Raw genomic sequence first — 24661 nt, 5'->3', positions numbered from 1 at the left:
CAGTATACCCTACCCCACCGCCTCTAAGACCAGGGGCCAGGGGTTTGCCTCCTGCCCCAAGCGGAAGGCCTCTTTGAGATGAGCCAGGGCCTCCTCGAGGCCCCTTCCCCGGTGGTAGACCAGGGCCAAGGCCTCCCCCCTTGCCACCCGGTCCCCGGGCTTCTTCAGGAGATGGACCCCCACCCCGTGGTCAATGGCCTCCCCCTTCCTCCTCCGCCCCCCTCCAAGGGCCAAGACCGCGAGGCCCACCCGGTAGGCGTCCACCTCCTGCACCACCCCGTCCCTTTCCGCAAAAAGGGCTTGCTCTTCCCCCAAGGGCAAAAGGGAAGGGTCCTCCACCACCTTTGGATCCCCCCCTTGGGCCTCGAGGAAGGCCTGGAACTTCTCCAGGGCCTTGCCGCTTTGCCATACCTTCCGGGCTAGACCGGGGTCCAGCCCCTCAAGCCCCAAGGCCACCTCCGCAAGGCGCAAGGCCACCGTCAAGAGATCCTCAGGCCCCTTCCCCTTAAGGGCCTCTATGGCCTCCCGCACCTCAATGGCATTCCCCACCGCCCGGCCCAGGGGGGCCTCCATGCTGGTGAGGAGGGCTTTCACCCTTCGGCCTGCCCCCTGGCCGATGGCCACCATGGTCTTGGCGAGAAGCCTGGCCTCCTCCAGGGTCTTCATGAAGGCCCCCTTGCCCACCTTCACGTCCAACACGATGCTCCTGGCCCCCGCGGCCAGCTTCTTGCTCATGATGGAGCTGGCGATCAAGGGGATGCTCTCCACGGTGGCGGTCACGTCCCTAAGGGCATAAAGCTTTCCGTCCAAGGGGGCCAGATCGGGGCTTTGGGCGGCTATCACTAGGCCAATGCGCTGGGCCCTATCCAGAAACTCCTCCTCCGTCATCTCCCCCCGCCAGCCCGGAACCGATTCCAGCTTGTCGATGGTCCCCCCGGTGTGGGCCAGGCCCCGGCCCGACATCTTGGCGAAGGTGCAGCCCGCCGCCGCCAGGATGGGCCCCACCACCAGGCTCACCTTGTCCCCCACCCCCCCAGAGGAGTGCTTGTCCACGGGATGGGGCAGGTGGGAAAGGTCCAAAACCTTTCCGGAATAGGCCATGGTTTCCGTAAGCCAAAGGGTCTCCTCCCGGTCCAAGCCCCTTAGGAAAGCCGCCATGAGCCAGGCGGAGACCTGGTAGTCCGCCACCTCCTCCTTTAGGTAACCCAAAAGGAAGGCCTCTAGGTCCTCCCGCCTGTGCTTAAGGCCCTCCCGCTTCTCGCGGATAAACTGCACGGGGTTCATGCCCCCATGCTACGCTAGGGTTATGGCCCAGCGGTACCGCTTCGCAATAGAGGAGTTTGAGCGCCTTTTCCAGGGGATCACGGGGGTGGAACTCCTGGACGGGGAGGTATACCAGATGAGCCCTATTGGTCCCAAACATGCGGAGGCAGTGGCCCGTTTGGTGACCCGGTTCGCCCAGGCCTTGGGGGATAAGGCCCGCATCTGGCCGCAAAACCCCGTGCGCCTGCCCCCAGGCTCCGAGCCCCAGCCGGACCTGGCCCTCCTCAGGCCCAAGGACTACTGGGAGGCCCTCCCCACCCCCGAGGACATCCTCCTCTTGGTGGAGGTCTCCGAGTCCAGCCTGGCGTACGACCAGGAGGTAAAGCTTCCCCTTTATGCCCAAGCGGGCATCCCCGAGGTATGGATCCTGGACCTAGGGGAAAACCGCCTCCACCTCTTCCGCTACCCTAAGGAAGGCCTTTACACGGAACACCGGGTCCTCCTTCCCGGCGAGGAAGCCGAACCCCTCCACTTCCCAGGGGTGCGCATCCCCTGGCCCTAGTGCCCTTTTCTCCGGCTTCGTTCCCCAAGCTTCCACGAGACGTCGCCCATCCTGGGCTCCTATAGGCGCAAGCCAGGGTGGGGGGGATACCCTTTGGCCCAGTTTCGTTCTCTACACCCCGCCAAGATGATGCCTATCCAAGGGCTTTTCCGGAGCCCCCAGTCTGACTTCGTCAGACTGGGGTGGTATAGGAGCCCCTCAGTACGCCTGCCCCGTGGCCTTGGTGAGGAGGAGCCTGAACTCGTGGGGGCTGGTGGCGGCGGAAAGGGCATCCTCCAGGGAGATGAGCCCTTGGGTATAAAGCTCCACCAGGTGCTGGTCAAAGGTGCGCATCCCGTGGATGGCCCCCTCCATCATGGCCTCCTTGATCCCATGGATCTTCTCCTCATCCTTGATGAGCTCCCGCACGTAGGGGGTGGCGATGAGCACCTCCAGGGCCAACACCCTCCCCTTGCCATCCGCCCGGGGCAGGAGGCGCTGGGAGAGGATGCCCAGAAGGGACTCGGAAAGGAGGATGCGCACCTGCTGGTGCTCGTGCAGGGGGAAAAAGTCAATGATGCGGTTGACCGTCCTTATGGCATCCAGGGTGTGCAGGGTGGAGAGGACCAAATGGCCCGTCTGGGCCGCCATGAGGGCGGCCTCCACCGTCTCCCTATCCCGCATCTCCCCGATGAGGATCACGTCGGGGTCCTGGCGCAGGGCGTACTTGATCCCGGAGTAGAAGCTATCCGTGTCCAGCCCCACCTCCCGCTGCACCACCAGGCTCTTCTTGTGCCTGTGCAAAAACTCTATGGGATCCTCAATGGTGATGATGTTCTTGGCGTAGTGCCGGTTGATGTGGTCAATGAGGGCCGCCAGGGTGGTGCTTTTGCCGCTCCCCGTGGGCCCCGTCACCAGGATGAGGCCCCGCTCCTTGCCCGCGAGCCCCTCCATCACCTCCCGGGGCAGGCCCAAGGCCTCAAAGCTGGGAATCACCTCCGCCACCACCCGCATCACCAAGCCGAAGCTTCCCCGCTGCCTCAGGAGGTTGCAGCGGAAGCGGGCCACCCCGGGGATGGTGTAGGCGAAGTCCAGCTCCTTGCGGTACTCCACCTCCTCCCACTGCTCCGGGGTAAGGAGGGCTTTGGCGATGGCCTCGGTATCCTTGGGGGTTAGGGGCCTTTGGCCAAAGGGCTTCAGCTTCCCATCCACCCGGACCGTGGGCGGGGCCCCCGCCTGCAGGTGGATGTCCGAGGCCCGGGCCTGGACCATGGCCTTGAGCATCTCCAAGAGGCTTTGCCTACCCTCCTGGGGAAAAGCTTCGCTCATGGGTAGACCTCCAGGTTATCGATCAGGCGCACCTCGGGGAAGCGGCCCGCCACAAGGCCCCTGGCCCCGGGAACGAAGCGGGAAAGGGGCAAAAGGGTTTCCGGGTGCACGATGGCCAAATAGTCGGGCCGAAACTCGGGAACCTCCTTAAGCACTTCCTCACCCCTTTCCAAGGCCTCGGCCACGCCCTCGCCCCTTAGGGCCGCCTCCCGCATGGCCCAAAGGGCCCGGTAGAGGACCGTGGCCTTGCCCCTAAGCTCTGGGGAGAGGTAGACGTTGCGGCTGGAAAGGGCCAGCCCATCCTCCTCCCGCACCGTGGGCACCCCCACCACCTCCAGGGGAAAGCCCAGGTCCCGCACCATCTTGCGGATCACCAGAAGCTGCTGGTAGTCCTTCTCGCCGAAATAGGCCCGGCTTGGCCCCACCAGGAGGAAGAGCCTGGCCACCACCGTGGCCACCCCTTGGAAGTGCCCGGGACGCACCTCCCCTTCCCAAAGGGCGGTGAGGGGACCCTCCACGGTGATGCGGCTGGAAAAGCCCGCGGGATACATCTCCTCCACGCTGGGGGCGAAGAGGAGATCCACCCCCGCCTCCTCCAAAAGGGCCCTGTCCCGCTCCAGGTCCCGGGGGTAACGGTGGTAGTCCTCCCCGGGGCCAAACTGCAAGGGGTTGACGAAGATGGAAACCACCACCAAGGGGTTTTCCTTGCGGGCCCGCTCCACCAAGGCCAGGTGCCCCCGGTGGAGATACCCCATGGTGGGAACAAAGCCTATCCCCTCCCGAGGAAGGGCCCGCCGGAGCTGGGCCACGGTGTGCGCCACCTTCACGGGCTTAAGTATACTTTCCCCGTGGGCAAGAAGAAGCGTGAGGAAAAGCTCAAGAAAAAGGCCCTGAAGGAATGGGAGGAGAGGCGGCCCAAAACCTTCCGCGAAGCCCTTAAGTACTTCCCCGGAATCTTCTTCCGCACCACCTTGGTGGTGATGGCGGCCACCCTCCTCATCCTGCTCACCGCATCCCTGGGCCTTACCTGGGCCCAAAGCATGTGGTTCCAGATCCTGGTCTACCTGGGGTTTTACCTTCTCTTTCAGCGCTTCATCATGGGGCCCTTGGCCCCGCCACGGCTGAAATAGCAAGGATGGCCGGGGCCAGCCGCGGGCACAACCTCCTGGGGGTGGCCCTTTTTCCCAAGGCCCGGGAAAAGGGATGCCGGGCGCATGGGGAAACCTCTAAGCTTAAGGTGGCCCTCCGACGCCGTCTCCTACCCTGGCCCCATGGCGGCGTGGGGTCCACCAAGGGGGAACCCCTTTTACGGGGAAAGCCCCTGGTCATGGAGGCCCTCTCCCCCGCCACGGAGGCCCAGGACCGGAGGGAGAGGATGCGGGCCTACCTGGGCTTGGCAAGTCTTCAGGCCTACCCCATCCTTAACCCCCAAAGCAAGGGGCTTGAAGGGTACATCCGCGAGGAAACGGGCTTCAGCCTGAAGGGCTACCCCGGCGGCCAGGTGCCCCTGCCCTGCCTGGGTATACCCCTAGACCTGGAAGCCCTCTACTCGGCCCTGGACTAGGCCCAGGGCCTTGAACCCTCATATCCTTTCGGCGTCCGCCCAGAAGCCCTCGAGGTCATAGTACTCCCGGGCCTCGGGGGTCATGAGGTGGACCACCACCTCCCCGTAGTCCAGGACCACCCAACGGGGGCTTTGCCCCTCCGTGGGCCTGGGGCGCAACCCCTCCTCCTCCAGCCTCTCCTGCACGTGGCGCTCCAGGGCCTGGAGATGGGGGGTGCTGGTGGCGCTGGCCAGGACGAAGTAGTCCAGGCTATCGGACACCGCCCTCAGGTCCAGGGCCACCACGTTTTCCGCCTTCTTTTCCCCAAGGAGATCCTTGATCCTGCCGATCAGCTCCACTGCCTCCAGGGTCTTGACCATCTGGCCTCATTGTACCAGGTCCCGCCCCAGCTCCACCACCACCCCTAAGATCGGTTGGTGGGGGGCAAGGAGGGGCAGGTGGAAAAGCTCGGCGAAGTAGCCTCCCGCCTCGAGGTCTTGGCTGTAGACGGCGCTTTGCCCCACCTCCGCCTCCTCCACCTGCACCTCCACCCCCTCCCGGGCCAAAAAGGCCTGCCCCCAAAGGAGGAGGCTCCTTTCCCCCCTCAGGCGCACAGGAACCTGCGGCGGGGATGAGGGCAGGGTCAGGCCCATCCATGCGGCCAGGACCTGGGCCTTGGCCCCCTCGTCCACATAAAGAAAGGTCCCCCTCCCCTCCCGGGTGGGCAGGGTGGCGAGGGATAACCTTAAGCCCTGGACCCCGGGGAGATGGGCCAGCACCTCCTCCAGGGAGAGGTCCGTGTCCAACTCCCGCCAGGCCTCCCTCAAGGCCAGGGCCAAGGCCGGCCAGGTGCGGGGCTCCTGGGCCTTCTTGAGCACCTGGGAAATCACCCCCTTGATGCGGTCCAAGCGGGCATAATCCCCCAGGGCGTCGTGGCGGAAGCGCATGTACTTCACCGCCTCTTCCCCGTTTAGGTGAAGCCTTCCCGCAGGGAAGTCAATGAAGAGCTTGGCCGCCCGGTCGGTGTAGCGCATGGGCCTTTCCAGGTAGACCTCCACCCCCCCCACGGCGTCCACCAACCGGGCCACGCTTTCCAGGGTGAGGATCAGGTGCCTTTCCGCCACCAGGCCCGTGGCCTCCTCCACCGCCCGCTTCAGGAGCTCGGCCCCACCCCGGGCGTAGGCGGCATTGATCTTGCCCCCCACGAGGGGGCTATAGAGGTCCCGGGGAATGGCCAGGGCCTTGGCCTCCCCACCCCGAATGCGCACGTAAAAGATGCTGTCCGTGCGGCTTCCCGGGCCACAAGGGGTGTGGTAGCCGCAGTACTCTATGTCCCGGGCCGCCACCACCACCCCCATCTCGGGCAAGGGCCCAGCCCGCACGGGCCGCACCTCCCCTTCCCCCAAGGGCCTGGGCCAGGAGAGCACCCCCCCAAGGGCAAAGAGGGCCAGGGAAAGGAGGAGGAAGGAAAGCCTAAGGCGCATCCTTTAGGTGATGGTAGACGGCAAGGGTCTTGGGATGCAAGGGAATGCCCTTGGCCATAAGGTAGGCCACCTTGTTCCCCACCGCCAGGCGGTAGGCCTCGAGGAGCCGCCCCGAAAGGGCCAAGTCGCGGACCTCCCCGTTCACCCCCCGGCCCGGCTCCGAGATGTCGGCGATGTATAGGGCCATGCCCAAGGGGTTCCGGGGGTCCACCCCGTACACGTGCCCCTCCACCGCCTCCAAGACCTCCTGGTCCTCCACCCCCCAGGCCTCCGCCAGAACCCGGGCCGCCCGGCCGTGGAGGGAAAGGGGGTGGGCCCTTTCCACCTCGTTTTCCGGAGGGGCCAGGCGGAGGAGCTCCTCCTCTCCCAGGTCGCGGGCCGCGTCGTGCAGAATCCCCGCCAGATAGGCCCTTTCCGGATCCAAGCCATTTTTCTGGGCGATCTCCCGGGCCAAGGCCGCCACCCGCTCGATGTGGGCCCAGCGCTCGGGGCGGACCAGGGCCTTCACCTTCTCCTTTAGCTCAGCGGTAGAAACCGTGCCGTTCAAGGTACACCTCCACGGGCCTGGGCACCCAGAAGCGCACGCTTTGGCCCTCCTTGAGGCGCCTACGGATCTCGCTGCTGGAGATCCCCACCTCCGGGACCAAAAGGGGCACCACGGGCACCGGCATCCGGTCCAAGGGGTAGCCGGGCCGGGCCACGGCCACCAGGGTGCAGAGCTCGTGGAGCCGGTGCCCCTCCTTCCAGGTGAGGACATCCCGGTAGGCATCGGCCCCGGTGATGAAGAAGAGCTCATCCCCGGGGAAAAGCCTTTTGGCCTCCCTTAGGGTGTCCACGGTGTAGCTCAGGCCAGGCCGGTCCAGCTCCAGCCTCGAGGGCCAAAACCCCTCCTCCTCCGCCGTGGCCAGGAGGACCATCTCGTAGCGGGCCCAGTCGGGGGCCACGGGGGTCTTGTGGGGGGGGCGGGCGGCCACCACAAAGAGCACCCGGTCCAGCCCCAAGGCCCTTTGGGCCTCACTGGCGGCGATCAGGTGCCCCAGGTGGATGGGGTCAAAGCTCCCGCCAAACAGCCCAATCCGCAAACCCACCCTCCCTAGCCCGGGATGTACTCAAACTCCCGCTCCCCGATGCGCACGATATCCCCCGCCCGCACCCCCTTGGCCCTAAGGGCCGCCTCCACCCCGTGGCGCCGGAAGACCTCCTGCAGGTAGCCGGCGGCCTCGGAAAGGTCCCCCTTTAGCCGCTTAAGGTAACGCTCCAAGGCGGAGGAGCGTACCTGGTACACCCCCTCCTCCAGGGGCACCACCTCCACCCCCGCCTCCACCTCCACCCTGGGGGTGGGCTTGGGAAGCTCGGGGGCCGGGGTGGCCTGCACCAGGCTGAGAAGGGCCTCCTTTAGGCCCTCAAGCCCCTCCCCCGTGAGGGCGCTCACCGGCAGGACGGGAAAGCCCTCTTGGGAAAGCTCCGCCACCCTTTGGGCCACCTCCTCCGGCCCCAGGAGGTCCACCTTGTTGAGGGCCACGAGGCTTGGCCGCTGGAGGAGGGCGGGGTCGTAGGCCTCCACCTCCTTCCGCAGGGTGCGGAAGGTCTTAAGGGGCTCCTGGGTGGCGTCCAGAACGTAGAGCAGAACCCGGGTGCGGGCGATATGCCTTAGGAACTCAAGCCCCAAGCCCTTTCCCTGGCTGGCCCCCTCGATGATCCCGGGGATGTCCGCCAGGGTGAAGCGCCCCTCCCCCACCTCCACCACCCCCAGGTTGGGGCTTAGGGTGGTGAAGGGATAAGGGGCGATCTTGGGCTGGGCCCGGGTGGTGGCGGCCAGGAGGCTGGACTTGCCGGCGTTGGGGTAGCCCACCAGGCCCACGTCCGCGATGAGCAGGAGCTCGAGGCGAAGCCTCCTTCTCTCCCCCTCCTCCCCCGCCTCGGCAAAACGGGGGGCCTGGCGGGTGGGGGTGACGAAGTGCATGTTCCCCCTACCCCCCTCCCCTCCCCGGGCCACCAGGAGGACCTGGCCTTCCTCCGTGAGGTCCCCTAGGAACTCCCCGGTATCCGCATCCAAAACCCGGGTACCCCGGGGCACCTCGATGTAAAGGTCCCGTCCAGCACGGCCATGCTGGCCGCTTCCCTTCCCGTGCTCCCCGTCTTCCGCCTTGTAGGTGCGCTTGGAAAGCTCAGCGAGGGAGTCCACGCTTCCCCTGGCCCTCAGGTAGACGCTTCCCCCACGACCCCCATCCCCTCCATCGGGACCGCCCTTAGGCACAAACTTCTCCCGACGGAAAGAGACGGCACCGTCGCCACCCCTACCGGCAGCGACGGTGATGGTCAGGACGTCTTGGAACATCCAGGCTGTCCCTTGGCCTAGGCCAAGGGGCGCACGTGCACATAGCGGCCTAGCCGCCCCTTATCCTGGAACTCCACCACCCCGTCCACCAGGGCGAAGAGGGTGAAGTCCCGGCCCATGCCCACGTTCTTGCCGGGCTTAAACCGGGTGCCCCGCTGGCGCACCAGGATGTTCCCGGCCCTCACCACCTGGCCCCCATACCGCTTCACCCCAAGGCGCTTGGCCTGGGAATCCCGTCCGTTTTTGGTGGAACCCAAACCCTTTTTATGTGCCATGGCTCACCCCTGGATCTCCTTGATGAGAATCTCCGTGTAGGGCTGGCGGTGCCCCTTTTTCCTGCGGTACTGCACCTTGGCCTTGAAGCGGGAAACGGTAATCTTCTTGCCTTTGCCGTGGCCCAGGACCTCGGCCACCACCTTGGCCCCCTCCACGAAAGGAGCGCCCACCGCCGTCTTCTCCCCGCCCAGGAGGAGGACGGGAAGCTCCACCTGGCTCCCGGGCTCGGCCATAAGCTTCTCCACCCGCAGCTTAAGCCCAGGCTCCACCCGGTACTGCTTTCCACCGGTCTTGACAATGGCAAACATGGCTTCCCCTTCCTAAAGGCCCCCAAAGGGGCTACCGGCTTTCTACTATACTTAACCTAAGCCACTTCTTCAAGCACCGAAAAAGGCTCCTTCAGAGGATATTTCCTCCCAAAAGGGTCATGGCTTCCCTCTTGGCCTCCTTGGCTAGAGCCTTGTCCAAAGTGGCCATTCCCCCTAGACGCTTGCCCTGGCCCAGGCCTTCTCCCCCGCTTCCCTTTTTCTGGATAGGACACCTTCCCCTTGGAGCGGCCCAGCAGCCTTTCCAGGCGTTATCCCCTTGCGGCTTCCGGCTGGGGCGGCCGCAGAGCCTCCGCCACAAAGGCCGCCATCACCCCCAGGACAAGCCCCAGGAAGACCGCCAAGGCCAGGATAAGGGCCCGCTTGGGGGCCACCTTCTCGTAGATGGGGTAGGCGGGGGCGATCACCTGGGCCAAGGAGTTTTGCGAGCTGGCCAGCTCAATCTGCAGGTCCGTGCGCTTCTGCACCAGGGCCACATAGGCGTTACGGGAAAGCTCCAGGGCCTGGCGCACCCTCTCCTCCTCCACCTGGGCCCGGGCCACCCGTTCCTTGAGGAGGTTGATGCGGGCCTCCACCTGGGCCATGCGGGCCTCGAGGGCCGCCTTGCGGGAAAGGAGCCGGGCCTCCTCCGCTTGGGTGTCTATGAGGACGCTCCTGATGCGCTGGTACTCGGGATTGGGGTTGTCAAAGGCCAGGTCAAACCCGGTAAGGGTAGCGATCTGGTCGTAACGGGCGCGGAAGGCCTCGTAGGCCGCCTTCTTGGTGTTGTATTCCAGGAGGACGGCCTCCCTCTCCCTTTCCTGGGCCGCCATCTGGGACTTGAGGGCCTGGATGCGCCGGTCATACTCCTTTAGGTTGCGCTCCAAGCCCGATCGTTCCGCCTCCAAAGCCGCCTTCTGCCCCTCCAGCTCCACCACCTGGTCCCGGAAGCGCAGCACATCCGGGCTCACCTCCCTTAGCCGCGTCCCAGGCTGCGCCGCCAACCGCTTCAAGCTCTCCGCATACCGGTACACCGCGTTGTACAGGTCCCGGGCCACGTCCAGCTCCAGCGATAGACGCGCCCGCTTGGCCTCCTCGTCCGCTATCCGCTCCTGCAAAGACGCCACCTGCGGCAGCAAACGGGACTCCTCCCCACGTAAGGCCTGCTCCTCCCGCTCTAAGGCGGCAAGGTCAGCCCGCAGGTCCAAAACGCTGAAGAGTAGCTTCTGGTGTGTGGGGTTAAGCTCTTGGTTCTTGAGTTTCAGGCCCACCAGGGCTTGGAGATCCCCACCCCGGGCAAGAGCCGCGGCCACCACCGGGTCCGCCACCACCTCCCTTTCCAAGGCTAACAGCTGGGGTTGCTTGGCCAACTCGGCCTCAGCTTCTTCTAGCTTCCGCTGGAGGACGGCCTTTTCCGTGGGAATCTTCTCCAACCGGGAACGTATCCCCGCCACCCGGTCAGAAAACCCCCCAAGCTGCTGCTTCAACACGTTTAGCTGGCTCTCCCGCTGGTACGCCTGCCACGCCGCCTCCGCCGCCTTCACCCGGGCATCCGCCTCCTTAAGCCGCTCCGCCACCAGGGCCTCCGCCTCCTCCACCGTTAAACCCGCCACCAGGTTCTCCAGGGATAGACCAGGGAGCTGGGCCTTGTACTCCGCGAGGCGGGCCCGGGCCTCCGCCAGCCGGGTTTGGTTCACCGCCAGCTCCTTCTGAATGGCCAGCAAGCGAGATTGGGCGGAGGCGTAGCCATCGGTGTAGGCGGCAAGCTCCGCCTGCCAAATGGGGATGCGCTCCTTACCGCGGAAACTCTCCAACACCTGGGCCGCGGCCACGTAACTTTGCCTGGCCCTCTCCGCTTCCCGCTTGAGATTCTCCTGGGCCTCCCTCAACCGCCTGCCGATGATGGCCAGCTGGTCCGGGCTGGTGCCGATGGGCACCAGGGCCGCTTGCCTCCTGGCCTCCGCCTCGAGGGCCCCTATCCTGCCCCTAACCGCGGCCAGGTCCCGCTCCAAGGCCGAACGCTCCTGGTCCAGGCTCACCCTCTCGCCGGTCTTGGCTTCCAGCTCCGCCTTGTCCTGGGCCAGGGTGGTGGAGCGTTGGAAGGCCTCAAAGCGGGCCTGGGCTTCCTGGTAGGTTTTTTCCGCAGGCGCGATCTGCTCCTCAAGGGCCTCGAGGTTGGCCTCGAGGCGGGCTAAGGGAATGAGGTTCACCCGCTTGGTCACCGCCTCCGCCCAAAGGTTGGCCGCCCTAGCCGCCACCTTGGGGCTTGGGGCCTCCACCGTCAGGGAGGCCACCACGGGGGGCACCTGCCCCTGGGGCACCACTTGCTGGCGGGGGGACTCGTTTTTGATGCGGAAATCCTTCACCATGCGCTCCAGGCCCGGGCTACCCCCTTGGTCCTGCCAAGCGGTGGGCAGCTTCCCCTCCTTGCGCAAGGCCTCCCAAACCTCCCGGGTCACCTCCTCGGAAAAGGCCAAGGCCTTGAGCCCCTCAAAGGTGAGGAGGCTTTGCCCCTGCACCTGGATGCGCTGCTCCAGCTGCGCCTGCACCTGCACCGGGGCCACATTCACCGTGGCGGTAGAGGCGTACCGGGGTTCGGCGATGAAAAAACCGTAGACCAGGGCCGCGGCCCCAAAGACCACGGGGAGGGAGAGAATCCAAAGCCGTTGCCGCTTGAGGGTTTCCAGGATATCCCTTAGAGAAAGCTCGTCGGCGGGGGTCTCCACCATGGGGGCCACTATAACCCATCCGAGCCACCTACGGGCACATACCCGGGGCGGTAACTGGGAATAAGCCTCTGAAGCGCCCTTCGGATTTCTGCTCCATCCCGGTTTTGGGAGACCTTGTAAAGCTCCTCTAGAAGCTGGGGGAAATCAGGGGGAGGCTCTGCTCCCTTAGCCACCAGAATCTTTTGATGGCGGGTTGCCTCTATACCCTCCTCTGCGGTTAAGAGCTCCTCAAAGAGTTTCTCTCCTGGCCGCATTCCCGTAAACACAATTTCTATGTCCCGGTAGGGCTCGAGGCCCGCAAGCCGGATTAGGTCCTTGGCGAGGTCCAGGATCCTTACCGGCTCTCCCATGTCCAGCACATACACCTTTCCTTTGCCGCCCATGCCGCCCGCCTGCAACACCAGCTGAGCCGCTTCAGGGATGGTCATGAAGTAGCGGCGCATCTCGGGATGGGTCACGGTCACCGGACCACCCCTTTTTATCTGTTCCAGGAAAAGGGGCACCACGCTTCCCCGGCTCCCCAGGACGTTGCCAAAGCGCACCGACACCAGATGCTGCCAGGAAGCGGCTTGCGAGGCCCTCCAAGCCACCACCTGCTCCGCCACCCTTTTGCTAGCCCCCATAACCGAGGTGGGGTTCACCGCCTTGTCGGTGGAGATGTTCACCAACCGCTCCACCCTAAACTCCAAGCAAAGCTCCACCACGTTTTGGGTACCCCGCACGTTATTCAAAATGGCTTCGTCAGGGTTGGCCTCCATGAGGGGCACGTGCTTGTGGGCGGCAGCATGAAAGACCACCTGGGGTCTATGCACCTGGAAAATGTACCGCAAGCGCTTCCGGTCCCGCACATCGGCCACCACCTGATGCCGGAGTTCGGGCCATTGGGCCTCCAACTCCTTCTCCAGGAGAAAAAGGCTATTCTCCCCGCGGCCCAAAAGGACCAACCGCTCCGGGTGGAACCGGGCCACCTGGCGCACCAGCTCGCCGCCAATGGACCCCCCTGCCCCGGTCACCAGGACCACCCGGCCTTCCAGGTAACCTGCTATCTCCTCCAGGTCCAAGCGCACGGGCTCGCGGCGCAAAAGGTCCTCTAAACGCACCTCCCGGATTTGGGAGATGCTTACCCGGCCAGAGAGAATCTCATAAATGCCCGGAAGGATACGGTAGCGGACCCCCACGGCCCGGGCCAACTCCACCACCTTCCGCACCACCGACCCAGGAGCCGAGGGAATGGCCACCAAAACCTCTTCTGCCTCCCAAGCCCGGGCCACCTGGGGAAGGTCATCCAGCCTTCCCAGGACCCGGATCCCCGCAATGGTCTGCCCCCTCTTGTTGGGGTCGTCGTCCAAAAAGCCCACGGGGTAAAGGCCGGCCTCGGGGTGACGGAGCATCTCCCGCACCACCATGCTTCCCGCCTCGCCTGCCCCCACCACCAAAACCCGGGTCCCCCTAACCCCTCTGCCCCTTTTGCCCTCCCAGTAGAGGCGCACGCCCAGGCGCATCCCCCCCAGGAGCAGAAAGGCCAAAGCGGTAGAGATGACAGGCACGCTCCGAGGCAGGGGAAGGTAAGCGTTAAGGACCAGTGCAAAGGCAAAGAGGATACCGCCGCCCGAGGCCACCGCCAAACCCAACCGCAGGAGATCCCGCACCCCTACCCGGCTCCAGGCCTGCCGGTGGAGGCCAAAAAGGGCGATGAGAAGGGCTTTAAGGGGGATACCCAGCAGGGTGTAGACAACCGCGGCCTCCCGGTATTGGGGCGGAAGCCCCTCCAAGCGGAGCACCATGGCCAAAGGCGCCGCCAAGGTCCAAAGGGAAAGGTCCAAAAGAAACTTGATAATTCCCCTCATTTCTGACCCATCTTAATGCCAGACTGGATGAACGAACCCTTAACGTGACCCTAATGCGGGGACTCAGCCAACGAGAGGATGGCCTCAATGACCCGGTCCTGGTCCTCCGGTGTCAAGGAGGAACCTGAGGGCAGGCACAGGCCACACCGGAAAAGGTCCTCCGCCACCTCCCCGCCCACTGTTTCCGCTCCTTGAAAAGCGGGCTGCAGATGGAGGGGCTTCCAAACGGGGCGGGCTTCTATGCCCTGGGCCTCGAGGGCTTGACGGATGGCCTCAGGCCCTAGGCCAAACGCCTCTTCGTCCACCAGCATCACGCTAAGCCAGCGGGTATGCCGGCCCCATGGGGCCTCGGGCTGGAAGGCAAGCCCCGGAAGGTGGGAAAGGGCCTGAGCATACCGGGCAAAAATGGCCCTTCTCGCTTGCACCCGTTCCTCTAAAGACCTAAGCTGGGCCCGGCCCACCGCCGCCAGGAGGTTGCTTAGCCGATAGTTGTACCCCACCTCCTGATGCTCGTACCAAGGCACCGGTTCCCGGGCCTGGGTGGCCAGCTTCCGGGCCCGGGCAATCCACCCCTCCTCAGGGGAAACCAACATGCCCCCGCCGGAGGTGGTGATAATCTTGTTGCCGTTAAAGGAAAAAATCCCCGCTTGACCCAAGGTCCCGGGGCTTTGGCCCTTGTAGGTGCTCCCCAAGGCCTCCGCGGCGTCCTCAATAAGGGTGACCCCATACTCCTGGCAAAGGTTTCGTATGGGGTCCACATCGGCGCTTTGACCGTATAGGTGCACCAGAACCACCGCCTTAGGAAGCCGCCCCCTCTTGGCCCTCCCCTCAAGAAACTCTGCCAAAAGGGCGGGGTCCATATTCCAGGAGGTCCTTTCGCTATCCACGAAAACCGGCCTGGCCCCCAGGTAGAGCACGGGAAAAGCGCTGGCGGCAAAGGTCAGGGTGGAGACCACCACCTCATCCCCTGGCCCCACCCCCGCCAGGATTAGGGATAGGTGAATGGCCGCGGTACCGGAGCTCAGGGCCAAGGCATGCTTAGCCCCCACCGCCTGGGCGAACTCCCGTTCAAAGGCCTCCACCTGGGGCCCCAAGGGGGCAATCCACCCCGAGTCAAGGGCTTCCTTTAGGAAGGCTTCTTCTAAGCCAGAAAGATGGGGTGGGGAAAGGAAAATGCGCTTCATTTCTGAATAGGCCTGGCTGGCACCCCAACTACCGTGGTCCTAGGCGGAACAGATTTGGTCACCACCGCTCCCGCACCTACTACGGCGTCTTCTCCGATCACGAGGGGCGCCCCCTCCTGCCCGTTGATGATGACCGCGCCGGTGCCCACATAAGCCCGCTTTTCAATCCATACCCAACCAGACACATGCACCCCCGGAGCAAGGGTAGCGAAGTCATCAAGGATGACGTCGTGCCCTATGGTGCAATCCAAGTTTATTTGGACTTGTCTTCCAAGGCGTATATTTACCGTTAAAATGCTTCCAGCCGCAATAACCGTACCCTCCCCGATTTCCATCCACTGGGATCGCTCCACGCGAGGATGAATCAGAGTGGAGAATGCAAAACCTGCTTCCTGTGCCTTTATATAGAGCTTTTCCCGTATCTGCGGAGAGCCTACAGCAAGAGCTAAAGGAACTGCTCCAGCGTTAGCCTTTGCTTCCTCAAACGACAGAACTGGGATGCCATTGATGACCTTTCCCACTCTCTCTGTATTGTCATCAATGAATCCCCGGACAGCATAGCCCAATTCCTGCGCTAACCAAGCAACCTCGCGCGCAAACCCCCCCGACCCATAAACAAAGAGTTCCGACATCATCCCACCTCCTTCTTTCCGTCGCTTCCCCTAAACTCCGGCATGGTGGCATGCCCCGGTGCGTTTATCCCCTCCCGCCGCAGCACCTTGACCAGGGTAAGGAGCAAAATCTTGAGGTCCAAGAGTAGATTCCAGTTGTCCACATACCACACATCCAGGCGAAACTTCTCCTCCCAAGAGAGGGCATTTCGCCCGTTCACCTGGGCCCATCCCGTAATCCCCGGCTTCACCTCATGGCGCCGGGCTTGCTCCGCGGTGTACCGATCCAGATACTCCATGAGAAGGGGCCTAGGCCCCACTAGGCTCATATCCCCCTTTAGCACATTTATAAACTCAGGCAGCTCATCCAAGCTATATTGGCGGAGAAAACGCCCCAAAGGGGTCAACCGCTTTTCGTCTGGCAAAAGCCTGCCCTCAGCATCCCGCTCCTGCGTCATGGTGCGGAACTTGTACATGACAAATGGTTTTCCGTGAAGACCGGGGCGTACCTGTCTAAACAGCACAGGCCTACCTATCTGCATCCAGATGCGAAGAGCAATATAAAGCATAAGGGGCCCAAAGACCAGCAGGGCAAAGGAAGCCCCTACGATGTCCAATAGGCGCTTCAATAGAGGGGAGCGGAGAAACCCCATAGCGTCTTTTAGTCTAACCCCATCTCCCGCAAAAAGCGCTCGTTCACCTTCCTGGCATCAAACCGTTCTTCGGCTAACTTCCGGCTTTCCTTGCCCATACGTTCAATCAGCCCGGGCTTACGAATAAACCTCTCCATGGCCTCCACCAAAGCCTCAAGGTCCCGAGGGGGCACCAGAAAACCGTTAACCCCGTGCGCCACCGTTTCCCGACAACCTGGGGCATCCGTGGTGATGATGGGCCGGGCCATGGCCAGGCAGCTAACTCGAAAGCAACTTTTGAACAATTAAGTTAACTGTGTTCCCTAGCCCAAAGGGATTTCCCTCGCTACCCACCCATTGGCTCTCCAAAAGCCCAGCAATGCTAGCCACATCAGCCGGTGGAGCTAGCTTGTTCCAACCTAAATCCAACAATTCTTGCCACTCCGTTTCCTCTCTCAAAGTTACGCAAGGCACTCGGTAAAAGAAAGCCTCCTTCTGAACCCCGCCTGAATCAGTGGCTATCAGGCGGGCATTTTTTTCCAGCATCACCATATCAAGATAGCCTACCGGATCCACGGCCATTACCGCATCCAGCAAGGGCCCCAACCCAAAAGCTTCTGCCCGTTTCCTGGTACGGGGGTGTACGGGAAACACTACAGGTATCTCCCTATGTACCTCAGCAAAGGCCTGCAGTATCACCCCTAGACGCACCGGATCATCGGTATTCTCTGCCCGATGTATTGTGGCCAAGATGTAACCCTTAGGCTTCAGGCCTAGCTTGCTCAAGATGCGGCTTTGCCCTTCCGCCTTTTCTCCGTAGTAAAGGGCGGCATCATACATCACATCCCCCACCCAGTACACCTTATCAGGAGGTATTCCCTCCCGCAAAAGGTTACGAACTGCTACCTCGGTGGGAGCAAAAAGGAGGTCGGCGATGTGGTCCGTAAGCACGCGGTTGATCTCCTCAGGCATACGGCGGTTAAAAGAGCGAAGGCCTGCTTCTACGTGAGCCACGGGGATATGCAGCTTTGCCGCAGCCAAAGCCCCTGCTAGGGTGCTGTCGGTATCTCCATACACTAAAACCCAATGGGGCCTTTCCCGTAAAAGCACCTCTTCTATCGCCTCCAACATTCGCCCTGTATTTTGCCCATGAGTGCCTCCGCCAATACCCAAATTGTAATCGGGTTCGGGAATGTCTAGTTCGCGGAAAAATACCTCTGACATGTTTTTATCGTAGTGCTGACCGGTATGCACCAGGACTTCAGACACCTCTGGAGTATTGCGAAGAGCCCTGGATACTAGGGCTGCTTTAATAAATTGGGGTCGAGCCCCTACCACACTTAGCACTTTATGTCTTATGCGCGCCATTTTCCCACCGATTTGGACATTACATCTCCCATTGTAAGACCTATACCAAGTCACGCCCAAACTTTTGTTCGATGTTGACGTGTCCAACTTGCAACATGCGCTGTTTCGCTGATGCTCATGCTAAAGTAGCAGTTCTTGCAAGCGCTTATTGAGACCCTCTGCCAACACGGGAATGGCATGGTATTTCTCAACATACTCCCGACCACGGCGACCCATTGCCCTGCGCTCCTCCATGGGCATTTGGTAAAGCTTAATGATAGCGTCGGCAAGTGCTTGTGGATCCCGAGGCGGCACGGTAAAACCGCAGCCAGCATCCTCAACAGGATTACTAGGGGTATTAACAGCGAAAACAATAGGCCTTGACATTGCCATGTAGTCAAAGAGTTTGTTTGAGCTAATCCCATATTTAAATACTTCACTCTCTTCAAGGTTGAGTACAAAAGCATCAGCCTCACATAGAACTTCCACAACTTTGTCCTTTGGCACTGGCGGACGGAACTCAACGTTGTCTACAGCCAACTTCTTGGCAAGTTCGACTAAGGCGGGCTTTTCAGGCCCATCACCAACTAAGACAAACTTGATCTCACCGAAACCGCGGTCCTGAACGATCCTCGCTCCCTGAATTAGCACATCAAGGGCATTTGCACGACCATGGGCCCCGAAGTACATAACCCTGAATTCCTCACCCGAAGGACACTCGTCAGAAACATGGCCGAACCTTGAGAGATCCACACCGTTAGGTATCCAAATGATTTTTCCCTCAGAAACCCCCCGACTAACGATGTATTTGTCTGCCAGCGGCAGCAAGGTAATGATGGTGTCTGCCTTGTGGTAAAGATACCTTTCAAGCACCTGCAAAGCGCGGATCAACGGGTGATGTTCATCAAACTCCCCCATATCAATAAATGTCTGAGGCCAAAGATCACGAACCTCCATCACAAAGGGCACACGGTAAAGCCGTGCGACCCAGTAGGCCGCTAGGGGCGTAAGGAGGTGCGGTGAAGACCCGATTACCACATCCGGCTTGCCAACTTCGGGCGCAAGCTTGGGCACTTGCCGCGCAATCCTCCACACCCTGAACATAAAGCTCACCATGCTTCGGACCCGGCGCCAATCGTTTCCCGGGTACGGAGGGGTGCGAAGCCAAATGAACCTGACCCCCTCAACCTCCTCCATCTTCCACTGCTCCTTTGGCCCCAAGCGAGTTTCCCGACGAAGGTAATGGTGAAAGCTGGAAGCAAAAATCGTAACCTGATGCCCCCTCTTCACAAGCTCTCGCCCAAGGTCAAAATGCCTGGTCCCCCCGGGTAGGTCAGGTGGGTGAGCATAGTGGTTGAAGATCCAAAGGTTCATAGCACTCATATTGTTAGCTGTCCTTCCCCATAAGCGCCAATAAGGTTCGCACCACTTTTTCTACCGCAAACTCCTGCTCTACTCTGAGGCGGCCCCGGCGACCTAACTCCTTGCGCAAGTTCTCATCGTACACAAGCTGTGAAATCGCCTGCGCCAAGGCTTCGGGTGATTTATCTGGTACCAACAAACCTGCCCCTTCCGCCAAAAGTTCGGGAATCCCTCCAGTAGCCGTGGCCACCACAGGATAGCCAAAGGCTAGAGCCTCAATGAGGGCTACGGGTATACCCTCATTAAGGCCTTCTCCCAAGTCCACGCTGGGCAACACCACGGCATCCACTAACCCCTCTGAGTAAAGCTCCAATAGCTTATCGTGGGCAAGGTACCCCAAAAACCGTACCCGACTCTCCAAACCCAGATTCTGCACCAAGGACATCAATTCGGATTTCAGTGGCCCTTCACCCGCAAGCCAGAGGTGAACATGCTCAGGCAAAAGACGTAAGGCCTCCAGAAGGTATTTGTGTCCTTTTATGGGAAGGAAAGCAGCTGGACACAGGAGAACGAAAGTTTCTCCTTTTGCGTATCCCTTAGAAATTTTCCTAGACCCCAACGGCAGGGGCACACCGAGGTGTAAAACCACCACCTTCTCAGGCGGCACACCCCTTTCCAGGGCCATGGATTTTGTTTTTTCTGAAATACATCGGAAGAATAGGGCGCGATCGGCTTTTTGAGGAAGGACGTTGTTCTCCACCACATCCCAGCGATGTGCTGTTAAGCTCCAAGGTACGCCCGATACATGGCTCGCCACCATGGCCATAGAAGAGGTCGTAGCGGCCCAGTGCGCGTGAATGTGGTTTGCTCCCCAACGGATAGCCAGATCAGCCAGCCAAAGCCCCTTGGGATAGACCGCCAGGTTTTTCAGCAGGTGGCGTGGGTTAGGGGTGAATAGAAGCAAGAGGGCCTGTAGGGCCTTCTTGGGAAAACGTAGGACCATTCGCCAGGCGCTTCTAAATATGCGCCAAGAAAAAAGAGGTTCAACCTCCGCTAAGGGCAGCACATCCCGGGACTCGGGATGGACGGGTTGGCCTCGAGGGTACATGGGCACCACCTTGAGGTCCACACCCAAATCGCGAAGAGCCCGAATCTCCGGGTAAAGAAAAGGTTCCGCCGAACCAAAAGGAAGGCTCGAGGTGATGTATATCACTCTCACTTGAGAACCACCTCTGGAGGGTTACGAAGTTTCTGCACAGCCTTCGTCGCCACGGCTCGTATTTTGCAAACAGGGTGTCTAAGCTGCCACTGAAACCTCTCTTCAATGGTGCGAAACACACCCACGTATATTGGGAAGGCAAGCGCCAGCGCCTGTAACTGTGCTATATGGAGCTGATGATAAAAAGGACTAGCCAAGTGCCCGGAAAGGTCATAATAGGACCAATAACCTGCGTTATATTTCGGGAGATAGGCCACCAAAGCGCTCAAGGTCTCCTCCAACATGCTGCGAACGTCATCAACATCTTCCACAAGTAGGTAGTCATAAAGACCAAATAAGGCAAAAACCCAGCCGTTCAGTATGGCCCTATACTCATCCGAGGGAGTCTCTTCTAACACGCATCCCTCCGGAACGATCCTACAAGTGCCCCCTCTATCCAGAGGAACCCTCATAGGTGCCAGGGCGCGCCGCGCTGCATCCAAATACGAAACGTCCCCTGTTGTCCGGTAGGCCCGCACCAACACTGAAATGCCTTGGCCTTGGGTCATGGCGGAGTACCGTGAGACATAGTGCAAACCGAGTAGGGGCCAAAGGGGCCAACCCCCATGCTCATCTTGGGTTTTCAAGGCCCACTGGGCAATCCTGAGGAACGCAGAACGGTGGGTCTCATTCCTTTCGTTTGAGGCTAGCCAGAGATCCCAGTGACCCAACGCTTTCTGAAAAAGCGTGGTGGCGAAATAGAGGCGCTTCCCTCCAACCTCGTTCAGGGGCAACCCCCGTTCATCCACAGGCCCTCTCCACTGGGTTTTGGCCGTGAGATCATTAAAGTACCCAGAAAGCTTCCCGGGAGCAAACTCCTTTCCAAGGCCTTGGGGCACATGCCAGTAGCTTTTGCCGAGGAACATACCGCCCCAACGCCTTAAAAGCGAGGTTGCCAACCTAGCCTTTCGCCAAAAGTCGCTCATATAGGGTTTCATATTGCCGCACCATAAATCCCACATCAAATTGTTCCCTTGCCCGATTGGACGCTTCTTGTCCCAAACGCAATCTAAGTCCCACGTCCTCAACCAATCTTGCGATGGCCCGGGCTAAAGCTTCCACGTCTCCCGGCGGTACCAGTATCCCACTCACCCCATCCTCCACCAGCTCGGGTACACCCCCCACGGCAGTAGCAACGACAGGCTTGCCCGCCGCCATGGCCTCCATGACCGAAAGAGGGTTTCCCTCATAGCGGGAAGATAAGACAAACACATCCGCCCCCGCCAAGACCTCCGGAACGTCTGTCCTTACTCCCAAAAAGCGGACCCTGTCAGCAAGACCCAAGCGCTTTGCCATCTCCTCCAGCTCCGAACGGAGGGGGCCATCCCCTACCACGAGAAGGCAAAGCTTCGGATGTTGCCAGACTACAAAAGAGAAGGCTTGGAGGAGGGTAAACGGATCCTTCTGCGGGCTGAGTCTTGCCACGGAAACGATGAGTACCTCCGTTTCCTCAAAACCCTCCTGCTTGCGCCAAGCCCTCCTCGCCTTCTCTCCAAGGGCGTATTCAGATACGGGAATGCCGTTGGGTATCAAGGGAACATTTTTCATGCCATACACCCGCTCAAGGCTTTGGGCCACCTCCTGAGCAATGGCCACTGGCACCACCCCTAAGCGAAAAGCCAGCCGGTGGACCCATTTTCCCACAAAATCCACCTCCTTTTCCGCAAGGGTGTGAACCGTATGGATCCAGGCCCGCGCCCGCTGAGAAAGAACCGAGGGCAGGAGGTAACGCAGCACGTACCGGTGCGTGTGGACAATGTCAGGCCGAAACTCCCGAAACACCCCCTCGAGGCGGCCAAACATTCTTGGGTCAAACCCCCGATGTTTGCCCAAGTACCAAACTGGCACACCTGCGCGCTCCAGCATAGCCTCCAGATCCGTGCCCTGCCTATCAAACAGCGAAACCGCAGCCACCTGAAAACGGTTCCGATCAAGGCGCAGTAGTAAATGTGTGACCATTCGCTCCGCCCCACCGGGGCCGAAGTTGGGAAGGATCTGAAGAAGGCGCATCTTACGCATGATTCACTCCCATTTTAGATCCACCAAAAACTGCCTTTAGTAATAGTAAAGCGAAAATGACATCCAAATGCTGGTAGAGAAGTATTTGAGGATCCCCTCCCCAAACGCTAGAGATAGCTATTTGGAAAAACATGTATGTAAACAAAACGTGCGCCACGCCTGGAGGAAGAGCGGCCAAAAGCCACCAGTTTAAAGTCTTTAACAAGATACCCCAAAAAAATCCCACAAGGATAACTCCCATAACCCACCCCTGTAAGAACGCAAATCCCACTATGGGTAATCCTAAAGTACCTCCGGCTCCTTCTTGCCTTGTTGCCCCCAGGATCTTTCTTGTAATTAAATCTGACGGCGTATCAATATACTCTCTCCACAACCTTTGAGGAAGCAAATACAACGGTATATAGGCTACATCTTGAAACCACCTGTATTCGGGCAAATCTATAAGAACAAACACCGGTAAGAGCCGAACATTCGCCTCCAGCCTTACACGATCCACCCCTTCGTCAAACTCTGTTCCCTTCGTTACAAAGGAACTCACCACAAACAGCCCAGCTATTAGACCAAAACTAACTACCATCGCCAATAGCAATCTAGGACTTAACCGCAACCGCGTTCCGTATATGTACGGGGCTAGAACCAAAGTCCCAATGTAGAATATCAAATAACTTCTGCCAAACCACGTATAAACAACATACAAGGAAAAGAGCACAGATACAGCTAATCCGAAAAGGCTTGCCGTTAATAAAGAACGGTACATTTGCGCAGGGCGAGCAATTAATATTCCCCAAAATATATAGCTGGACATGAGAGCAAATCCCCCAAACTTTCCGAGTAAAGACCATGGATTATCCTGAGAGCTTACATCAAACAAACCTCCCCTTAGTAACTGTGCATTAAAAAAAAGTCCAGTAAAACCCCCGTAAGCGCGGCTATACAGCGAATACGAGGCGAGGGCTAAACCCATAAGTAGCCATCCTACAAAAAACAATTTTAATACAACCCTTTGGGATAGTTTAACCCGATTCGCCGCTTTTTTCTTCAACCGCGATAACATGGGTATTCTAAGGCTAGCCCCTACAAAAAGGGCCACACCAAATAAAATTACCAGAACCGAATACAAACCCGCGTACCTCGAATATGAAGATAAACTGGGAAAGCCGAACCAAGCTGGAGGTTCCACATCCCAACTAAATATCAACATTATTCCATGAAATACCGCCAAGAAGAAGAGGAATGCAACCGGATAGTCTACCGCCTTCACCTGCACCGCGCGTATAACACTCAATGCACCGACCACAACCGTTACGCTTATTCCTGCTAAATAGATATCAACGTCGAGAAACATCTTCCCACACCCCATGGCTCATCTCTAATACTCCTCCCTTACCCATTTTTACACTATGCAACACTTTCATTTAGCGACCCTCACAAAAGAAGAGACCGAGCAAGGTTTAAATGGCGCTTTCCAAATGCATGAAGACTATAAAATTGCTCATATAAGAGCCGATTGGCTTTGCCTTTTTCCTCCAACCGGAGTTCTTCTAAGAATAACTCTGATATAGTAGATAAAATAGTTCCAGAATCAAGTTTTTCCAAGAAGGATACTCCAGGTGAAGTAATGCTCTTTGCCCCTCCAACACGTGTCGTGATTACTGATTTGCCAAGAGACATGGCTTCCAAGATTATTAAGTCAAAGTAATTCACCCGATTGGGCACGATAACAATATCACAAGCTGCTATAGCATCAGCAAGTCGATCCTCCCTGAGAAATCCCAAATGGACAAGGTTCGGCAAGCTAGGGCACGATACCGGCCCATCCCCCGCACTCACAAACACCAGCTCTGGCGCCTCGCGTAAAGCAGCAGAAGCTAACTCACAAAAAATGTCGTAGCCCTTATGGGGATGCCTCCGCCCAAAAAATCCCAGCACCTTTGCCCCCTGGGGAATACCCCAGGCCTTGCGGGTTTCCTCGGGAGACCGTTGGGGTACCAGCTCTTTGACACCAGTCGGTACCTCTATGACCTGAAGCTCCTCGACCCTTTTCCGTCCGTAGCTCGCAAAATATCCGTCCAGAGAGTGACGGCTTGGCGCCAGAAGACCATCGCAGGAAAGCCAAGTTGCTATTTCTTTTTCGACGTAAAATCTATAGACAACTTCCGATAGAAGGGAACTGCCTGCGTACAACCGCAAGGTATCCGCGTATTCCCGTGCCCATTCAACGGGCGAGTGGGACATCAAGAAAATCTTTTGCCCCCTTTGACGACCAATCCTTTCAAGATAGGTATAAGCAAGTCGCCATTCGTGAAACACCAATACCTTTGAAAATTTCATCTCGGCAATTTGGGGTTGGGTGAAGCGACTTAAAATGTCTCTAAATCTAGAGTATCCCGCGACTGCAATGACAAAACCGTAGATTAGGGGCACTTTCCGTAAAAGGCGCTTCAAAACCAAAAAGCTCTGCCTCGCACTACCTTTATTTTCTCCTCGTGGTTCATAAAGTGGTATCTCAGGAGCCATGATCTTAATCACAGTCTCATTGCATTCAAAAGACCGGAGCGCCTCGCCTAGTAAATAACCATATCCGCTGGGGCC

Annotated in this window: 26 protein-coding genes; 3 read left to right on the top strand and 23 right to left on the bottom strand. The window is 59.7% G+C overall.

Going from position 1 to position 24661, the window contains the following annotated elements; genetic code table 11:
- Window positions 1-9: 9 nt before the first annotated feature.
- Window positions 10-1284, bottom strand: coding sequence for a thymidine phosphorylase (locus L0D18_RS07785; protein ID WP_243028317.1), 1275 nt, complete (start codon window positions 1282-1284; stop codon window positions 10-12).
- A 22-nt stretch (window positions 1285-1306) separates the two neighbouring features.
- Here L0D18_RS07785 and L0D18_RS07780 point away from each other — a divergent pair, with 22 nt between their 5' ends.
- Window positions 1307-1825, top strand: a complete 519-nt coding sequence (locus L0D18_RS07780) for a Uma2 family endonuclease (protein ID WP_243028316.1) — start codon at window positions 1307-1309, stop codon at window positions 1823-1825.
- 198 nt (window positions 1826-2023) lie between these two features.
- Here L0D18_RS07780 and L0D18_RS07775 read toward each other — a convergent pair whose 3' ends face one another.
- The gene (locus L0D18_RS07775; protein ID WP_243028315.1) at window positions 2024-3133 is read right to left on the bottom strand and encodes a type IV pilus twitching motility protein PilT; all 1110 of its coding nucleotides are present in this window, start codon (window positions 3131-3133) and stop codon (window positions 2024-2026) included.
- The gene (gene panC, locus L0D18_RS07770; RefSeq protein WP_243028314.1) at window positions 3130-3960 is read right to left on the bottom strand and encodes a pantoate--beta-alanine ligase; all 831 of its coding nucleotides are present in this window, start codon (window positions 3958-3960) and stop codon (window positions 3130-3132) included. Before panC ends, L0D18_RS07775 begins: the two co-directional genes overlap by 4 nt.
- Window positions 3961-3981: 21 nt before the next feature.
- On the opposite strand from panC, the gene L0D18_RS07765 reads away from it, so the two are divergent.
- Entirely contained in the window at window positions 3982-4263 is a 282-nt protein-coding gene (locus tag L0D18_RS07765; protein ID WP_243028313.1) for a hypothetical protein, read from the top strand.
- A gap of 5 nt (window positions 4264-4268) precedes the next feature.
- On the top strand, window positions 4269-4697 hold the full coding sequence (locus L0D18_RS07760) for a Uma2 family endonuclease (RefSeq protein ID WP_243028312.1): 429 nt from the start codon (window positions 4269-4271) through the stop codon (window positions 4695-4697).
- Window positions 4698-4715: 18 nt separating this feature from the next.
- On the opposite strand, the gene rsfS is transcribed toward L0D18_RS07760, so the two are convergent.
- From rsfS to L0D18_RS07660, 20 genes are all read right to left on the bottom strand, one after another.
- The gene (rsfS, locus tag L0D18_RS07755; RefSeq protein WP_243028311.1) at window positions 4716-5057 is read right to left on the bottom strand and encodes a ribosome silencing factor; all 342 of its coding nucleotides are present in this window, start codon (window positions 5055-5057) and stop codon (window positions 4716-4718) included.
- Between the two features lie 6 nt (window positions 5058-5063).
- The gene (locus tag L0D18_RS07750; RefSeq protein ID WP_243028310.1) at window positions 5064-6161 is read right to left on the bottom strand and encodes an LCP family protein; all 1098 of its coding nucleotides are present in this window, start codon (window positions 6159-6161) and stop codon (window positions 5064-5066) included.
- Window positions 6151-6708, bottom strand: coding sequence for a bis(5'-nucleosyl)-tetraphosphatase (symmetrical) YqeK (gene yqeK / locus L0D18_RS07745; protein WP_243028309.1), 558 nt, complete (start codon window positions 6706-6708; stop codon window positions 6151-6153). The genes L0D18_RS07750 and yqeK overlap by 11 nt, the downstream gene beginning before the upstream one ends.
- Window positions 6683-7243, bottom strand: a complete 561-nt coding sequence (gene nadD, locus L0D18_RS07740) for a nicotinate-nucleotide adenylyltransferase (RefSeq protein WP_243028308.1) — start codon at window positions 7241-7243, stop codon at window positions 6683-6685. Before nadD ends, yqeK begins: the two co-directional genes overlap by 26 nt.
- A gap of 11 nt (window positions 7244-7254) precedes the next feature.
- Entirely contained in the window at window positions 7255-8499 is a 1245-nt protein-coding gene (gene obgE / locus L0D18_RS07735) for a GTPase ObgE (protein WP_243028307.1), read from the bottom strand.
- A 17-nt stretch (window positions 8500-8516) separates the two neighbouring features.
- A complete protein-coding gene (gene rpmA, locus L0D18_RS07730; protein WP_016328532.1) occupies window positions 8517-8774 on the bottom strand; it encodes a 50S ribosomal protein L27 in 258 nt (85 codons plus the stop codon).
- A gap of 3 nt (window positions 8775-8777) precedes the next feature.
- Window positions 8778-9083, bottom strand: coding sequence for a 50S ribosomal protein L21 (gene rplU / locus L0D18_RS07725; protein WP_243028306.1), 306 nt, complete (start codon window positions 9081-9083; stop codon window positions 8778-8780).
- A gap of 269 nt (window positions 9084-9352) precedes the next feature.
- A complete protein-coding gene (locus L0D18_RS07720; protein ID WP_243028305.1) occupies window positions 9353-11809 on the bottom strand; it encodes a Wzz/FepE/Etk N-terminal domain-containing protein in 2457 nt (818 codons plus the stop codon).
- Between the two features lie 8 nt (window positions 11810-11817).
- Complete coding sequence (locus L0D18_RS07715) at window positions 11818-13656, bottom strand: polysaccharide biosynthesis protein (RefSeq protein WP_243028304.1); 1839 nt, start codon at window positions 13654-13656, stop codon at window positions 11818-11820.
- 50 nt (window positions 13657-13706) lie between these two features.
- Entirely contained in the window at window positions 13707-14840 is a 1134-nt protein-coding gene (locus L0D18_RS07710; RefSeq protein WP_243028303.1) for a DegT/DnrJ/EryC1/StrS family aminotransferase, read from the bottom strand.
- Window positions 14837-15475, bottom strand: a complete 639-nt coding sequence (locus tag L0D18_RS07705; protein ID WP_243028302.1) for an acetyltransferase — start codon at window positions 15473-15475, stop codon at window positions 14837-14839. Before L0D18_RS07705 ends, L0D18_RS07710 begins: the two co-directional genes overlap by 4 nt.
- Window positions 15472-16104 (bottom strand): sugar transferase, encoded by a 633-nt coding sequence (locus L0D18_RS07700; protein WP_243028301.1) that lies wholly within the window; start codon window positions 16102-16104, stop codon window positions 15472-15474. The genes L0D18_RS07705 and L0D18_RS07700 overlap by 4 nt, the downstream gene beginning before the upstream one ends.
- An 8-nt stretch (window positions 16105-16112) precedes the next feature.
- Window positions 16113-16352, bottom strand: a complete 240-nt coding sequence (locus L0D18_RS07695) for a glycosyltransferase (protein WP_243028300.1) — start codon at window positions 16350-16352, stop codon at window positions 16113-16115.
- Window positions 16353-16362: 10 nt separating this feature from the next.
- Window positions 16363-17451, bottom strand: coding sequence for a non-hydrolyzing UDP-N-acetylglucosamine 2-epimerase (wecB, locus tag L0D18_RS07690; protein ID WP_243028299.1), 1089 nt, complete (start codon window positions 17449-17451; stop codon window positions 16363-16365).
- 120 nt (window positions 17452-17571) lie between these two features.
- Window positions 17572-18804 carry a glycosyltransferase family 4 protein gene (locus tag L0D18_RS07685; protein ID WP_243028298.1) on the bottom strand — a complete coding sequence of 411 codons (1233 nt, stop codon included), beginning with the start codon at window positions 18802-18804 and terminating at the stop codon, window positions 17572-17574.
- A 13-nt stretch (window positions 18805-18817) separates the two neighbouring features.
- Complete coding sequence (locus L0D18_RS11965; RefSeq protein ID WP_243028297.1) at window positions 18818-19921, bottom strand: glycosyltransferase family 4 protein; 1104 nt, start codon at window positions 19919-19921, stop codon at window positions 18818-18820.
- An 86-nt stretch (window positions 19922-20007) separates the two neighbouring features.
- Window positions 20008-20916 (bottom strand): D-glucuronyl C5-epimerase family protein, encoded by a 909-nt coding sequence (locus L0D18_RS07675; RefSeq protein WP_243028296.1) that lies wholly within the window; start codon window positions 20914-20916, stop codon window positions 20008-20010.
- A gap of 34 nt (window positions 20917-20950) precedes the next feature.
- A complete protein-coding gene (locus tag L0D18_RS07670; RefSeq protein WP_243028295.1) occupies window positions 20951-22069 on the bottom strand; it encodes a glycosyltransferase in 1119 nt (372 codons plus the stop codon).
- Window positions 22062-23414, bottom strand: a complete 1353-nt coding sequence (locus tag L0D18_RS07665; RefSeq protein ID WP_243028294.1) for a hypothetical protein — start codon at window positions 23412-23414, stop codon at window positions 22062-22064. The genes L0D18_RS07670 and L0D18_RS07665 overlap by 8 nt, the downstream gene beginning before the upstream one ends.
- Before the next feature lie 80 nt (window positions 23415-23494).
- Window positions 23495-24598: a glycosyltransferase family 4 protein gene (locus L0D18_RS07660; RefSeq protein WP_243028293.1), complete on the bottom strand. Its 1104-nt coding sequence runs from the start codon at window positions 24596-24598 to the stop codon at window positions 23495-23497.
- Window positions 24599-24661: the final 63 nt, after the last annotated feature.

The organism is Thermus albus (genome assembly GCF_022760855.1).
In the GTDB taxonomy this organism is placed as follows: Bacteria; Deinococcota; Deinococci; order Deinococcales; family Thermaceae; genus Thermus; species Thermus albus.
The sequence above is the reverse complement of the archived record's forward strand: the minus strand, read 5'-3'. Positions and strand labels throughout refer to the sequence as shown.

Bases quoted from the DNA above. Each gene is read 5' to 3' on its own strand.
- rplU (WP_243028306.1), bottom strand. From the start codon at position 9,083: ATGTTTGCCATTGTCAAGACCGGTGGAAAGCAGTACCGGGTGGAGCCT.
- L0D18_RS07685 (WP_243028298.1), bottom strand. From the start codon at position 18,804: ATGAACCTTTGGATCTTCAACCACTATGCTCACCCACCTGACCTACCC.
- L0D18_RS07775 (WP_243028315.1), bottom strand. From the start codon at position 3,133: ATGAGCGAAGCTTTTCCCCAGGAGGGTAGGCAAAGCCTCTTGGAGATG.
- L0D18_RS07670 (WP_243028295.1), bottom strand. From the start codon at position 22,069: ATGCGTAAGATGCGCCTTCTTCAGATCCTTCCCAACTTCGGCCCCGGT.
- wecB (WP_243028299.1), bottom strand. From the start codon at position 17,451: ATGGCGCGCATAAGACATAAAGTGCTAAGTGTGGTAGGGGCTCGACCC.
- L0D18_RS07750 (WP_243028310.1), bottom strand. From the start codon at position 6,161: ATGCGCCTTAGGCTTTCCTTCCTCCTCCTTTCCCTGGCCCTCTTTGCC.
- L0D18_RS07675 (WP_243028296.1), bottom strand. From the start codon at position 20,916: ATGTTCCTCGGCAAAAGCTACTGGCATGTGCCCCAAGGCCTTGGAAAG.
- L0D18_RS07705 (WP_243028302.1), bottom strand. From the start codon at position 15,475: ATGATGTCGGAACTCTTTGTTTATGGGTCGGGGGGGTTTGCGCGCGAG.
- L0D18_RS07700 (WP_243028301.1), bottom strand. From the start codon at position 16,104: ATGGGGTTTCTCCGCTCCCCTCTATTGAAGCGCCTATTGGACATCGTA.
- rpmA (WP_016328532.1), bottom strand. From the start codon at position 8,774: ATGGCACATAAAAAGGGTTTGGGTTCCACCAAAAACGGACGGGATTCC.
- L0D18_RS07695 (WP_243028300.1), bottom strand. From the start codon at position 16,352: ATGGCCCGGCCCATCATCACCACGGATGCCCCAGGTTGTCGGGAAACG.
- L0D18_RS07710 (WP_243028303.1), bottom strand. From the start codon at position 14,840: ATGAAGCGCATTTTCCTTTCCCCACCCCATCTTTCTGGCTTAGAAGAA.
- L0D18_RS07785 (WP_243028317.1), bottom strand. From the start codon at position 1,284: ATGAACCCCGTGCAGTTTATCCGCGAGAAGCGGGAGGGCCTTAAGCAC.
- L0D18_RS07760 (WP_243028312.1), top strand. From the start codon at position 4,269: ATGGCCGGGGCCAGCCGCGGGCACAACCTCCTGGGGGTGGCCCTTTTT.
- L0D18_RS07780 (WP_243028316.1), top strand. From the start codon at position 1,307: ATGGCCCAGCGGTACCGCTTCGCAATAGAGGAGTTTGAGCGCCTTTTC.
- L0D18_RS07665 (WP_243028294.1), bottom strand. From the start codon at position 23,414: ATGTTTCTCGACGTTGATATCTATTTAGCAGGAATAAGCGTAACGGTT.
- L0D18_RS07715 (WP_243028304.1), bottom strand. From the start codon at position 13,656: ATGAGGGGAATTATCAAGTTTCTTTTGGACCTTTCCCTTTGGACCTTG.
- rsfS (WP_243028311.1), bottom strand. From the start codon at position 5,057: ATGGTCAAGACCCTGGAGGCAGTGGAGCTGATCGGCAGGATCAAGGAT.
- L0D18_RS07720 (WP_243028305.1), bottom strand. From the start codon at position 11,809: ATGGTGGAGACCCCCGCCGACGAGCTTTCTCTAAGGGATATCCTGGAA.
- obgE (WP_243028307.1), bottom strand. From the start codon at position 8,499: ATGTTCCAAGACGTCCTGACCATCACCGTCGCTGCCGGTAGGGGTGGC.